The sequence below is a fragment of the Streptomyces fagopyri genome (assembly GCF_009498275.1).
Classification (GTDB): Bacteria; Actinomycetota; Actinomycetes; order Streptomycetales; family Streptomycetaceae; genus Streptomyces; species Streptomyces fagopyri.
Genome location: NZ_CP045643.1, coordinates 7,664,618 through 7,678,901 on the forward strand (window position 1 = coordinate 7,664,618; position 14,284 = coordinate 7,678,901).

6 protein-coding genes and 2 rRNA genes are annotated in these 14,284 nt (G+C 66.4%); 5 read left to right on the plus strand and 3 right to left on the minus strand.

Annotated features, from left to right (window positions below):
* Positions 1-126 precede the first annotated feature (126 nt).
* Positions 127-660 (plus strand): NUDIX domain-containing protein, encoded by a 534-nt coding sequence (locus GFH48_RS33165; protein WP_153291769.1) that lies wholly within the window; start codon positions 127-129, stop codon positions 658-660.
* A 28-nt stretch (positions 661-688) separates the two neighbouring features.
* Here the strand turns inward: GFH48_RS33165 and GFH48_RS33170 are convergent, their stop codons facing one another.
* A complete protein-coding gene (locus GFH48_RS33170) occupies positions 689-3,055 on the minus strand; it encodes a glycoside hydrolase family 31 protein (RefSeq protein ID WP_153291770.1) in 2,367 nt (788 codons plus the stop codon).
* 213 nt (positions 3,056-3,268) lie between these two features.
* Between GFH48_RS33170 and GFH48_RS33175 the strand changes: the two genes are divergently transcribed.
* Together GFH48_RS33175 and GFH48_RS33180 are read left to right on the plus strand one after the other, a co-directional pair.
* A complete protein-coding gene (locus GFH48_RS33175; RefSeq protein ID WP_153291771.1) occupies positions 3,269-5,236 on the plus strand; it encodes an acetoacetate--CoA ligase in 1,968 nt (655 codons plus the stop codon).
* Between the two features lie 248 nt (positions 5,237-5,484).
* On the plus strand, positions 5,485-6,378 hold the full coding sequence (locus GFH48_RS33180) for a hypothetical protein (RefSeq protein ID WP_153291772.1): 894 nt from the start codon (positions 5,485-5,487) through the stop codon (positions 6,376-6,378).
* A gap of 72 nt (positions 6,379-6,450) precedes the next feature.
* Here the strand turns inward: GFH48_RS33180 and ptsP are convergent, their stop codons facing one another.
* Positions 6,451-8,121 (minus strand): phosphoenolpyruvate--protein phosphotransferase, encoded by a 1,671-nt coding sequence (gene ptsP, locus GFH48_RS33185; protein WP_153291773.1) that lies wholly within the window; start codon positions 8,119-8,121, stop codon positions 6,451-6,453.
* Positions 8,122-8,199: 78 nt separating this feature from the next.
* Positions 8,200-8,649, minus strand: coding sequence for a PTS sugar transporter subunit IIA (locus GFH48_RS33190; RefSeq protein ID WP_153291774.1), 450 nt, complete (start codon positions 8,647-8,649; stop codon positions 8,200-8,202).
* 664 nt (positions 8,650-9,313) lie between these two features.
* Here GFH48_RS33190 and GFH48_RS33195 point away from each other — a divergent pair.
* Positions 9,314-10,839: ribosomal RNA gene (locus tag GFH48_RS33195) — 16S ribosomal RNA — on the plus strand.
* Between the two features lie 315 nt (positions 10,840-11,154).
* Positions 11,155-14,276, plus strand: a 23S ribosomal RNA gene (locus GFH48_RS33200).
* The 16S and 23S rRNA genes sit together here, the layout of an rRNA operon.
* Positions 14,277-14,284: the final 8 nt, after the last annotated feature.

Below are 14,284 nucleotides of genomic sequence, written 5' to 3' on the forward strand. Positions count from 1 at the left end.
GGCGAGACCCGCGCGCGGCACCGGGCGCCGCGACTGGGGACGGCCGAAGACGGACGAAGACGCACAAGGACCGACGAGTACGGAGGCGCCCGAAGCCGGAGCCGGGTGATCGGTTACAGTCCCGGCGTGTCCGAAACCCCGCACCCACCCGCCGACTTCGCCCCCGACTCGCACTGCTCGAGTTGCGGAGCACCCTACGGAGAGGGCATCTCCGGCTGGCCCCGCACCTGCGCCGCCTGCGGTGCCGTCGCCTACCGCAGCCCCTTGCCGGTAGCGGTGGCCCTGCAACCCGTCTACGACGCCCAGGGCACCGCCCTGGTCGTCATCACACGGACCATCAGCCCCGCGCGCGGGGGCATCGCCCTGCCCGGAGGCTTCATCGACGACCGGGAGGACTGGCGGCACGCGGTCGTCCGGGAGCTCAGGGAAGAGACCGGCATCGACGCCGCCGGCCGTGAGGTACGCCTCGCCGACGCGATGAGCTCGCCCGCCGGTCACCTGCTGCTCTTCGGGCTCCTCCCCGAGCGACCGGCGGCCGACCTGCCGGTCTCCGCCGCCACGGACGAGACCGAGGGCTGGCACCTGCTGCGCCGACCGGCCGAACTCGCCTTCCCGCTGCACACCCTGGCGGTCCGGGCATGGTTCGAGGGACGGTACTGACAGGATTCCCAGGGGCCCGCGTGGCCCTTCAGGGCGCCCCGAGACCGCGTATCCGAACGGGTCGCCCCGGCTCGCACGTACCGTCGTCCCCGTCCCGCCGGACGACCACGCCCGTCTCTTCCCAGCGCGTCACATAGCGCTCCACCTCCGGCTCGTCCCAGCCGTCGCCCCCGTCGGGCACGACCAGGCCACCACCGGTCCGCCCGCGCGCGGGGGCCCACACCTCCAGCTCCAGACGCCCGTCCTCGCCCAGGACGGGCAGAACGGCACCCGCGCGCGCCAGGACCGGAATCCGCGACAAAGGGGCGTCCAGCAGCACCTGGGCCGGCCCCTCGTACGCCTCCTCGGTGACGGTGTCGTACCAGCGGCCCCGCGGCAGCTGCACCGCGCGCCGGTCCGCCCCGTGGTCCAGCACCGGCGCCACGAGGAGACAGTCGCCGAGCAGGAAGGTGTCCTCGCAGTCGCGCAACGCCCGGTCCTCGGGCGCGCCCCACCACACCGGACGCGCGTACGGCGCTCCGGTACGGGCCGCCAGATGCGCGAGCGTCATGAAGTACGGCGAGAGCCGCCGCCGCTCCACGAGGGCCACGCGCGCGTGCTCCAGAACGTCGGCACCGAACTCCCAGGGCTCCCGGCGCCCCGCCCGCGGACTCGCGTGCGTACGGAACAGCGGGAGATACGCGCCCAGCTGGAACCACCGCAGATACAGCTCCGGCGACGGACTCCCGTCGAAGCCGCCCACGTCCGGCCCCGAGTACGGCACACCGCACAGACCGAGCCCCAGCACCAGCGACAGCGACGCCCGCAACCCGGGCCAGCCGGTGGCCACGTCCCCGGACCACGTCCCCCCGTAGCGCTGCATTCCGGCCCACCCGGAGCGCGAGAAGAGGAACGGCCGCTCCTGGGGGACCAGATGACGCAGACCCTCGTACGCGGCCCGCGCCATCCCCAGGGCGTACACGTTGTGCGCCTCCCGGTGGTCGCCCCCGCGCCCCTCCAGGGAGTGCCGCGCCGACCGCGGCAGCGTCGACTCCCCGAAGGCCGTGAACGACGTCGGTTCGTTCATGTCGTGCCAGAACCCCGCGAAGCCCTGCGCGAGCCGCTCCTCGTAGAGACCGCCCCACCACTGCCGCACGCGCGCGTCCGTGAAGTCCGGATGGACCGAGTCCCCGGGCCACACGACACTGCGTACGGCCCGGCCCGAGGCATCCCTCACGAAGGCGTTCTCGGCGACGCCACGGTCGTACACCGCGTTGCCCGGCTCGGCCTTCACGGCCGCGTCGACGATCGACACCAGCCGGATGCCGTCACGACGCAGATCCGCGGCGAGCGCCGGCAGCCCCGGGAAGCGCTCCCGGTCGACCGTGAACACCTGATGCGCGTCGTAGTGGTCGATGTCCAGATGGACCGCGTCGAGCGGCAGATCACGCTCCTGATAGCCCGCGACGATCCGTCGCACCTCCTGCTCGCTGCCGAAGCCCCAGCGCGCGTGATGGTGACCCAGCGCCCAGGCGGGAGGCAGCGCCGGCGCCCCGGCCAGCGACACCCAGGCGTGCAGCACGCGCGCGGGGGTGCCCACCATCACCCAGCAGCGCAGCGGACCGCCGTCCATCCGCAGCTCGCACGTCCCGGCCCGGTCGTGTCCGGAGCCCGCGCCCTCCTCGCCCTCGCGCAGGGCCACCGTGCCGTCCCACGAGGTGTCGTGGAACACGAGATGGGTGGCCGCGTCGGCGACCACCATCTGCACGGGCATGGTGATGTACAGCGGGTCGTCACCGGGCGCGAAGGGCCGCCCCGGATCGGTGTTCCACAACCGGTACGTGCCGTCGCGCAGCCGGGGACCCGCCGCGCGCCCGCCCAGACCGAAGAACCGGGCGTCGGCGGCCACTTCCGAACGCTGCATCCAGCGCGCCGCGCCCCCGGCCACCGGCTCCCACCAGCGCGGCGGCAGATCGCGGCGCAGGATCACCCCGCCAGGGGTGCGCACCTCGACGGCGCCGTGCCGCGAGACGGCGACCGTCACCCGTTCGGCCACCACCCGCCACCCGCCGTCCTTGTCGGGCTCCAGGACGGCCCGCGGATCCGGCTCAGGACAACGTCCGGCGAGCGCGTACGACGGCTCCGGACCGGCGCCGTCCCAGCCCCAGAACACCGCGCCGCTCACCGCGACCATGATCCGCAGTTCGGAGCGGTCGAACCGGACGACACCGCCGCCCGGCCCCGGCTCCACGTCCTGGACAGGGCCCGGCACCCGCGCACGCTCGGCTCCCCGCCGCGGCAGCCCGGCGGCATCGGCACGCCGCCTGCGCCATGCGGCCCGCACGGTCCGCAACCCTTGGGCCGCCCCCGTCGAACCGACCGCCTTCACCGAACGCACCAGGTCACGACCATCCATGCTGCTCACCCTGCCATTGCCTCCACCGAACGGGTGAGTCGTTCAACTTCCGTTCACCCGTGGTGAGGGCACATCTTCACGTCGCCGACTATGTGTGGCGCACCCTGGTGCTGAAGTCGATCACATGGCATCGTCCGTGTCAGCCGCGCGACGCGCACACCCCAGCTCGTGCGCGACCGACGCACACGACGCGCACAGTCCGGGAGCCCCTCCATGTCCACCGCGAACCCCTCACCGCTCTGGCAGCCCGACCCAGAGCGCATCGCCCACGCACAGATCACGAAGTTCCAGGCCTGGGCGGCCGAGCACCACGGAGCTCCGTCCCACGGCGGCTACGCGGCACTGCACCGCTGGTCGGTGGGTGAACTGGACACCTTCTGGAAAGCCCTCACGGAGTGGTTCGACGTCCGCTTCTCGACCCCGTACACGCGCGTGCTCGGCGACCGGTCGATGCCCGGCGCCGAATGGTTCCCCGGGGCGACCCTCAACTACGCCGAGCACGCCCTGCGCGCCGCCGGGACCCGCGGGGACGAACCGGCGCTCCTTCACGTCGACGAGACCCACGAACCGACCCCCGTGAGCTGGTCCGAACTGCGCCGCCAGGTCGGCTCCCTGGCCGCCGGTCTGCGCGCCCTCGGCGTACGTCCGGGCGACCGCGTCAGCGGCTATCTCCCGAACGTTCCGCAGGCCGTGGTCGCCCTGCTCGCCACGGCCGCCGTGGGAGCGGTGTGGACCTCCTGCGCCCCCGACTTCGGAGCCCGCAGCGTCCTCGACCGCTTCCAGCAGGTCGAACCCGTCGTGCTCTTCACGGTCGACGGCTACCGATACGGCGGCAAGGAGCACGACCGCCGCGACGTGGTCGCCGAACTGCGCGGCGAACTGCCCACCCTGCGTGCCGTCGTCCACATCCCGCTGCTCGGCACCGAGGCCCCCGACGGCGCCCTGGAGTGGTCCGCGCTGACCTCCGCCGACGTGGAGCCGGAATTCGAACCGGTGCCGTTCGACCACCCCCTGTGGGTGCTCTACTCCTCGGGAACGACCGGCCTGCCCAAGGCGATCGTCCAGTCCCAGGGCGGCATCCTCGTCGAACACCTGAAGCAGCTCGGTCTGCACTGCGACCTGGGCACCGAGGACCGCTTCTTCTGGTACACGTCGACCGGCTGGATGATGTGGAACTTCCTCGTCTCCGGCCTGCTCACGGGCACCACGATCGTCCTGTACGACGGCAGTCCCGGCTACCCGGACACCGGTGCCCAGTGGCGCGTCGCCGAACGTACGGGAGCGACGCTCTTCGGTACGTCCGCCGCCTACGTCATGGCGTGCCGCAAGGCGGGGGTGCACCCCGCACGCGACGCCGACCTCACACGCGTGCGATGCGTCGCGACCACCGGCTCGCCCCTTCCCCCCGACGGTTTCCGCTGGCTGCACGACGAGGTGCGCGAGGATCTGTGGATCGCCTCCGTCAGCGGGGGGACCGACGTGTGCTCCTGCTTCGCGGGAGCCGTGCCCACTCTCCCGGTGTACATCGGCGAGCTCCAGGCGGCGGGCCTCGGCACCGACCTCCAGTCCTGGGACCCCAGCGGCAAGCCCGTCATCGACGAAGTCGGTGAGCTCGTGGTCACCAACCCGATGCCTTCCATGCCCATCCGCTTCTGGAACGACCCCGACGGCAGCCGGTACCACGACAGTTACTTCGACACCTATCCCGGAGTGTGGCGTCACGGGGACTGGATCACCGTCACGTCGCGCGACTCGGTGGTCATCCACGGCCGCTCCGACTCCACGCTCAACCGCCAGGGCGTACGCATGGGGTCGGCCGACATCTACGAGGCCGTCGAACGGCTCCCGGAGATCAAGGAGTCGCTGGTCATCGGCGTCGAACTGCCCGACGGCGGCTACTGGATGCCCCTCTTCGTCCATCTCGCCGCCGGAGCCGTACTCGACGAAGGCCTGCTGAACCGCATCAAGCGGACCATCCGCGAACAGCTCTCCCCGCGCCATGTCCCCGACGAGGTCATCGAGGTTCCCGGCGTCCCGCACACGCTCACGGGCAAACGCATCGAGGTCCCGGTCAAGCGACTGCTGCAGGGCGCGCCTCTGGAGAAGGCGGTCAACATCGGGTCCGTGGACAACGTCGAACTGCTGAGGTTCTACGAGGAACTGGCCCGCGAGCGCGGCTGACCGGCCTCCGCGCCCCGCCCGGCCGGGCGGCCTCGGACTCCCCCCGTCCGCCCGGCACGGCACCGGGCCACTCACTGTCACCGCGGCCGTCGAGCCCTGCCCGGCGGCCGCACGGCCCCGGCGCACCACCCCGCCCATGACCTGCCCGTTCCCACGCCGAACGGTCCGCGAGCACCTCGCCCGCAGGCCGCTGTCAGTGCCGCCAGTTACTGTGAGTGAGCATTGATCGACCGTGCACAGGGGGAACAATGGCGCACACCGAACACCAGACCATGCGACGCGTCCTGCGCCGTGAAATCGCCGGCACGATCGGTCTGCTGACCGACGCGCACGACTTCACGGCGATGCGGCGCTACCGCACCTTCACCTTCGACGACCACACGGCCTACCTCCAGCAGGTGGAATCCCTGCTGCGAACCCTCGCGGCCGAGGGCGGCCACACCACGGTGGCACTCTTCGACCCCGAGGAGTACGCGGAGTTCTGCGTCCACAACGGCCTCGAACCCGACGCCGCCGCCAGCCGCACCCGTTTCACCGCCGAACTGTCCACCACCGGCTCCACCGTTCCGTACCGGGGCCAGCCCCTCGCCGAACTCGTTCCGGACCTGATCGACGAAGCCGTCCGCAAAGCGACCTGGGAGTACGCGACGACGCTCCTGGCCCGCGTCGGGAACTGCGCCTCCTGCGGGGAGGACATCGGACGCGCCTCCTTCGCCCGGGCTTCCCACCTCCTCGCCCGGGTCCTCGACACCGCGGGTCCCGGCGAGCGCCATCTCGTGTGCAGCGTCTCGACGGCACCCGAAGCACTCGTCGCCGCGCTCCGAGCGGACGACGACGCCGGGGGCACCGCCCGCCTCGACGAAGCGGAAGCCCTGGAATTCACCACGGTCCTCGCCCTGGGCATCGCCACCCGGAGCGCCGGCGGCCTCGTCATGCGCACCACGGCCCCCGACACGACCGACCGCGTCTACGGATGGCGCCTGCGCGGCGACGGACTGGAGCCCCTCACCGCGGGCGAGGTCTTCGACGCCTACTGCACCGACGCCGCGTCCGGAGATCTCGTCTCACCGGAGTCGGGCGTCGACTACTGCGTTCCGCCCGACCTCGGACCCGAAGGAAGGACGACGGACCACACCCACTGAACGCGAAGGGGCGCCCCACCCGCGGGTGGAGCGCCCCTCGGCGGCGGGCCCTCGCTCGCGAGGGCCCGGCGGTCACTCGCCGGAGAGCACCGCCTGAGCCGCCGTGCGGGCCTCCTCGGCCGTGTCCGCGGCGCGAGCGGCCGCGGCGGCCCGTTCGCACTGCGCGAGCGTGTACTTGGCGAGCGTCGCCCGGACGTAGGGAATGGACGCGGCACCCATCGACAGGGAGGTGATCCCCAGACCGGTCAGCACACACGCGAGCAGCGGGTCCGACGCGGCCTCACCGCAGACACCACAGCTCCTGCCCTCGGCCTTCGCCGCCTCGGCGGACAGCGCGACCAGGTCGAGCAACGCGGGCTGCCACGGGTCCTGGAGGCGGGACACCGCGCCCACCTGCCGGTCCGCGGCGAAGGTGTACTGCGCGAGGTCGTTCGTGCCCAGGGACAGGAACTCGACCTCCTGGAGGATCGCCCGCGCCCGCAGCGCGGCCGACGGGATCTCCACCATGGCACCGAACTTGGCCCGCAGCCCGGCGGCGCGGCACGCGTCGGCGAAGGCCTTGGCGTCGATGCGGTCCGCGACCATCGGAGCCATCACCTCGAGGTGCACCGGCAGCCCCTCGGAAGCCTTGGCCAGCGCCGTCAGCTGCGTGCGCAGCACGTCGGGGTGGTCGAGGAGGGTACGCAGACCCCGCACGCCCAGTGCCGGGTTCGGTTCGTCGGCCGGCGTCAGGAACTCGAGCGGCTTGTCCGCGCCCGCGTCCAGGACACGCACCACGACACGCCCCTCGGGGAACGCCTCGAGCACCTGCCGGTACGCCTCGACCTGCTTCTCCTCGGAGGGCGCCTGCTTGCTGTCGTCCAGGAAGAGGAACTCGGTACGGAAAAGGCCGACGCCTTCGGCCCCGGCCTCCACAGCGGCCGGCACGTCGGCCGGTCCACCGACGTTGGCGAGCAGCGGCACCTTGTGTCCGTCGGAGGTGGCGCCGGGACCGGTCGAGACGGACAGCGCCGCCTTGCGTGCCTCCGCGGCGGCCCGCAACTGCGCCTTCTTCTCCGTGCTGGGCTCGACGAAGATCTCGCCGCTGCTGCCGTCCACTGCGATCACGGTGCCCTCGGCGAGTTCGCCGGCACCGGGGAGGGCGACCACGGCGGGTACGCCGAGGGCCCGCGCCAGGATCGCGCTGTGGCTGGTCGGCCCGCCTTCCTCGGTGACGAAGCCGAGCACGAGCGTGGGGTCGAGCAGCGCCGTGTCCGCGGGGGCGAGGTCGCGCGCGATGAGGACGTAGGGCTCGTCACTGTCAGGAACACCCGGCATGGGCACCCCGAGCAGCCGGGCGACGATACGGTTCCGCACGTCGTCGAGGTCGGCCACACGACCGGCGAGGTACTCACCCGCACCGGCCAGCAGAGCCCGGTACGAGGCGAACGCGTCGTACACCGCGCGCTCGGCCGTGCTGCCGACGGCGATACGCCGGTCGACATCCGCCATGAGCTCGGGGTCCTGGGCCATCATCGCCTGCGCCTCGAGCACGTGCTGGGCCTCGCCGCCCGCCAGATTGCCGCGCGCGGTCAGGTCGGCCGCCACCGCCTCGACGGCCTGGCGGGCACGCCCCTGTTCGCGGTCCGCGTCCTCCGCCGGGATCTGCTTGGCAGGCGGTTCGAGGACCGCCGTTCCCATGTGCCGAACCTCGCCGATCGCCACACCGTGGCTCACGCCGACGCCTCGCAGCGTTGTCTCCATCTCACCCGTCTCCGAATAGTGCGGCGGGTCCCGCCGCCGCGGTGGTTTTGCGATGGGCCGTCGAGGACGGCACCGAGGTCACTGCCAGGCGAAGAGGGTGTCGCCGGACTTCACGTCGCCGTCCTCACGGACCTCGGAGAGAGAGTCTGCCGTGGCCTCGAGCGCCACGACCGGGCAGATCGGCGACTTTCCGGCCTGCTCCACGGCCGCCGGGTTCCAGCGCAGCACGGCCTGACCGCGCGTCACGGTGTCTCCCTTGTTGACGAGCAGCTCGAAGCCTTCGCCGTTGAGCTGCACGGTGTCGATGCCCAGGTGCGTGAGCACGCCGTGACCTTGTTCGTCCACGACGACGAAGGCGTGCGGGTGGAGCGAGACGATCACTCCGTCCACGGGCGCGACGGCCTCCGAGGGCTCACGCACGGGGTCGATCGCCGTGCCGGGGCCGACCATCGCGCCGGAGAAGACGGGATCCGGTACCGCGGCGAGTCCGATGGCGCGTCCTGCAAGAGGGGACGTAACGGTGGTCATGGGAAGCCTCCCGGGGGTGGAGATTCATGAGGGGCCGTCACTGCCTGTCCGGGACGGCGCACTGTTTGAGCAGGGTATGTCATATGAAGTGCCGGTTCTGCACGAGAGGTTCCGGTTGACGGACGTAGCGCACAGCGCAAACGATTTGCGCCCGCTCCGACGCCCCCTGTACAGTCGTACTCCTGCTTGAGGCTGAGCGGCGCGTCCAAGCGTCGTTGCCTGGCAGCATCCAACTTGTCAGATCCTATCTCGGGGTCTCCTTCTGCATGTCCGCAGGAGGGTGGTCAGAGAGACGGAAAATCACTGATACTGTTTGGACCGCCGGAAAGGGAAAAGCGAAAGCGGAAACCTGGAAAGCACCGAGGAAATCGGATACGGAAACGGTCTGATAGAGTCGGAAACGCAAGACCGAAGGGAAGCGCCCGGAGGAAAGCCCGAGAGGGTGAGTACAAAGGAAGCGTCCGTTCCTTGAGAACTCAACAGCGTGCCAAAAATCAACGCCAGATATGTTGATACCCCGTCTCCGGCCGATCGGCTGGGACGAGGTTCCTTTGAAAAAGTCCTGCCCCTTGGGGTAGGCGCACAGCGAGGACGCTGTGAACCGGGGGATTATTCCTCCCCTTGGTTCCGCTCTCGTGTGTGTCGTCCCGATTACGGGAAAACATTCACGGAGAGTTTGATCCTGGCTCAGGACGAACGCTGGCGGCGTGCTTAACACATGCAAGTCGAACGATGAAGCCCTTCGGGGTGGATTAGTGGCGAACGGGTGAGTAACACGTGGGCAATCTGCCCTTCACTCTGGGACAAGCCCTGGAAACGGGGTCTAATACCGGATAATACCTGCCTGGGCATCTGGGTGGGTTGAAAGCTCCGGCGGTGAAGGATGAGCCCGCGGCCTATCAGCTTGTTGGTGAGGTAGTGGCTCACCAAGGCGACGACGGGTAGCCGGCCTGAGAGGGCGACCGGCCACACTGGGACTGAGACACGGCCCAGACTCCTACGGGAGGCAGCAGTGGGGAATATTGCACAATGGGCGAAAGCCTGATGCAGCGACGCCGCGTGAGGGATGACGGCCTTCGGGTTGTAAACCTCTTTCAGCAGGGAAGAAGCGAAAGTGACGGTACCTGCAGAAGAAGCGCCGGCTAACTACGTGCCAGCAGCCGCGGTAATACGTAGGGCGCAAGCGTTGTCCGGAATTATTGGGCGTAAAGAGCTCGTAGGCGGCTTGTCACGTCGGTTGTGAAAGCCCGGGGCTTAACCCCGGGTCTGCAGTCGATACGGGCAGGCTAGAGTGTGGTAGGGGAGATCGGAATTCCTGGTGTAGCGGTGAAATGCGCAGATATCAGGAGGAACACCGGTGGCGAAGGCGGATCTCTGGGCCATTACTGACGCTGAGGAGCGAAAGCGTGGGGAGCGAACAGGATTAGATACCCTGGTAGTCCACGCCGTAAACGGTGGGAACTAGGTGTTGGCGACATTCCACGTCGTCGGTGCCGCAGCTAACGCATTAAGTTCCCCGCCTGGGGAGTACGGCCGCAAGGCTAAAACTCAAAGGAATTGACGGGGGCCCGCACAAGCAGCGGAGCATGTGGCTTAATTCGACGCAACGCGAAGAACCTTACCAAGGCTTGACATACACCGGAAAGCATTAGAGATAGTGCCCCCCTTGTGGTCGGTGTACAGGTGGTGCATGGCTGTCGTCAGCTCGTGTCGTGAGATGTTGGGTTAAGTCCCGCAACGAGCGCAACCCTTGTTCTGTGTTGCCAGCATGCCCTTCGGGGTGATGGGGACTCACAGGAGACTGCCGGGGTCAACTCGGAGGAAGGTGGGGACGACGTCAAGTCATCATGCCCCTTATGTCTTGGGCTGCACACGTGCTACAATGGCAGGTACAATGAGCTGCGAAGCCGTGAGGCGGAGCGAATCTCAAAAAGCCTGTCTCAGTTCGGATTGGGGTCTGCAACTCGACCCCATGAAGTCGGAGTTGCTAGTAATCGCAGATCAGCATTGCTGCGGTGAATACGTTCCCGGGCCTTGTACACACCGCCCGTCACGTCACGAAAGTCGGTAACACCCGAAGCCGGTGGCCCAACCCCTTGTGGGAGGGAGCTGTCGAAGGTGGGACTGGCGATTGGGACGAAGTCGTAACAAGGTAGCCGTACCGGAAGGTGCGGCTGGATCACCTCCTTTCTAAGGAGCATCTAGGCTGCCAGGCTTGCCTGGTGGTCCAGGGCCATTACGTCGGCAGATGTTCGACGGTGGTTGCTCATGGGTGGAACGTTGATTATTCGGCACTTTCAGTCATCTCAGGCTGCCAGTACTGTCCTTCGGGGCGTGGAAAGCTGATCTGAGTGGCGAGGGTGTCGGGCACGCTGTTGGGTGTCTGAAGGTACGGCCGATCGTTGGCTGCCTTCAGTGCCGGCCCCAGTGCACTCGAACTACTGGTTCGGGGTGATGGGTGGTTGGTCGTTGTTTGAGAACTGCACAGTGGACGCGAGCATCTGTGGCCAAGTTTTTAAGGGCGCACGGTGGATGCCTTGGCACCAGGAACCGATGAAGGACGTGGGAGGCCACGATAGTCCCCGGGGAGTCGTCAACCAGGCTTTGATCCGGGGGTTTCCGAATGGGGAAACCCGGCAGTCGTCATGGGCTGTCACCCTTGCCTGAACACATAGGGCAAGTGGAGGGAACGCGGGGAAGTGAAACATCTCAGTACCCGCAGGAAGAGAAAACAACCGTGATTCCGGGAGTAGTGGCGAGCGAAACTGGATGAGGCCAAACCATATGCGTGTGAGACCCGGCAGGGGTTGCGTATGTGGGGTTGTGGGATTTCTCTTTCACGGTCTGCCGGCCGTGAGACGAGTCAGAAACCGTTGATGTAGGCGAAGGACATGCGAAAGGTCCGGCGTAGAGGGTAAGACCCCCGTAGTCGAAACATCAACGGCTCGTTTGAGAAACACCCAAGTAGCACGGGGCCCGAGAAATCCCGTGTGAATCTGGCGGGACCACCCGCTAAGCCTAAATATTCCCTGGTGACCGATAGCGGATAGTACCGTGAGGGAATGGTGAAAAGTACCGCGGGAGCGGAGTGAAATAGTACCTGAAACCGTGTGCCTACAAGCCGTGGGAGCGTCGGATACGTGCTTGCACGTATCTCGTGACTGCGTGCCTTTTGAAGAATGAGCCTGCGAGTTTGCGGTGTGTTGCGAGGTTAACCCGTGTGGGGAAGCCGTAGCGAAAGCGAGTCCGAATAGGGCGATTTAGTAGCGCGCTCAAGACCCGAAGCGGAGTGATCTAGCCATGGGCAGGTTGAAGCGGCTGTAAGAGGTCGTGGAGGACCGAACCCACCAGGGTTGAAAACCTGGGGGATGACCTGTGGTTAGGGGTGAAAGGCCAATCAAACTCCGTGATAGCTGGTTCTCCCCGAAATGCATTTAGGTGCAGCGTCGTGTGTTTCTTGCCGGAGGTAGAGCACTGGATAGGCGATGGGCCCTACCGGGTTACTGACCTTAGCCAAACTCCGAATGCCGGTAAGTGAGAGCGCGGCAGTGAGACTGTGGGGGATAAGCTCCATGGTCGAGAGGGAAACAGCCCAGAGCATCGACTAAGGCCCCTAAGCGTACGCTAAGTGGGAAAGGATGTGGAGTCGCACAGACAACCAGGAGGTTGGCTTAGAAGCAGCCACCCTTGAAAGAGTGCGTAATAGCTCACTGGTCTAGTGATTCCGCGCCGACAATGTAGCGGGGCTCAAGCGTACCGCCGAAGTCGTGTCATTGCAGCAATAGGGCCAACGCCTGCTGTGATGGGTAGGGGAGCGTCGTGTGCCGGGTGAAGCCGCGCCGGAAGGCAGTGGTGGACGGTTCACGAGTGAGAATGCAGGCATGAGTAGCGATACACACGTGAGAAACGTGTGCGCCGATTGACTAAGGGTTCCTGGGTCAAGCTGATCTGCCCAGGGTAAGTCGGGACCTAAGGCGAGGCCGACAGGCGTAGTCGATGGATAACCGGTTGATATTCCGGTACCCGCTGTGAAGCGTCAAACATTGAACCAGGCGATGCTAAGTCCGTGAAGCCGCCCTGGAGCCTTCGGGCAAAGGGGAGTGGTGGAGCCGACGGACCAGACCTGCAGTAGGTGAGTGATGGGGTGACGCAGGAAGGTAGTCCATCCCGGGCGGTGGTTGTCCCGGGGTAAGGGTGTAGGCCGTGTGATAGGCAAATCCGTCACACATCAAGGCTGAGACCTGATGCCGAGCCGATTGTGGTGAAGTGGATGATCCTATGCTGTCGAGAAAAGCCTCTAGCGAGTTTCATGGCGGCCCGTACCCTAAACCGACTCAGGTGGTCAGGTAGAGAATACCGAGGCGTTCGGGTGAACTATGGTTAAGGAACTCGGCAAAATGCCCCCGTAACTTCGGGAGAAGGGGGGCCATCTTTGGTGATCCGATTTACTCGGTGAGCTGGGGGTGGCCGCAGAGACCAGCGAGAAGCGACTGTTTACTAAAAACACAGGTCCGTGCGAAGCCGTAAGGCGATGTATACGGACTGACGCCTGCCCGGTGCTGGAACGTTAAGGGGACCGGTTAGTCAAACTTCGGTTTGGCGAAGCTGAGAACTTAAGCGCCAGTAAACGGCGGTGGTAACTATAACCATCCTAAGGTAGCGAAATTCCTTGTCGGGTAAGTTCCGACCTGCACGAATGGCGTAACGACTTCTCGACTGTCTCAACCATAGGCCCGGTGAAATTGCACTACGAGTAAAGATGCTCGTTTCGCGCAGCAGGACGGAAAGACCCCGGGACCTTTACTACAGTTTGATATTGGTGTTCGGTTCGGCTTGTGTAGGATAGGTGGGAGACTTTGAACTCTGAGCGCCAGCTCAGGGGGAGTCGTCGTTGAAATACCACTCTGGTCGTGCTGGATGTCTAACCTGGGTCCGTGATCCGGATCAGGGACAGTGTCTGATGGGTAGTTTAACTGGGGCGGTTGCCTCCTAAAGAGTAACGGAGGCGCCCAAAGGTTCCCTCAGCCTGGTTGGTAATCAGGTGTTGAGTGTAAGTGCACAAGGGAGCTTGACTGTGAGACCGACGGGTCGAGCAGGGACGAAAGTCGGGACTAGTGATCCGGCGGTGGCTTGTGGAAGCGCCGTCGCTCAACGGATAAAAGGTACCCCGGGGATAACAGGCTGATCTTCCCCAAGAGTCCATATCGACGGGATGGTTTGGCACCTCGATGTCGGCTCGTCGCATCCTGGGGCTGGAGTCGGTCCCAAGGGTTGGGCTGTTCGCCCATTAAAGCGGTACGCGAGCTGGGTTTAGAACGTCGTGAGACAGTTCGGTCCCTATCCGCTGTGCGCGTAGGAATATTGAGAAGGGCTGTCCCTAGTACGAGAGGACCGGGACGGACGAACCTCTGGTGTGCCAGTTGTCCTGCCAAGGGCATGGCTGGTTGGCTACGTTCGGGAGGGATAACCGCTGAAAGCATCTAAGCGGGAAGCCTGCTTCGAGATGAGTATTCCCACCCCCTTTGAGGGGTTAAGGCTCCCAGTAGACGACTGGGTTGATAGGCCGGATCTGGAAGGCGGGTAACCGCTGGAGGTGACCGGTACTAATAGGCCGAGGGCTTGTCCTCAGTTGCTC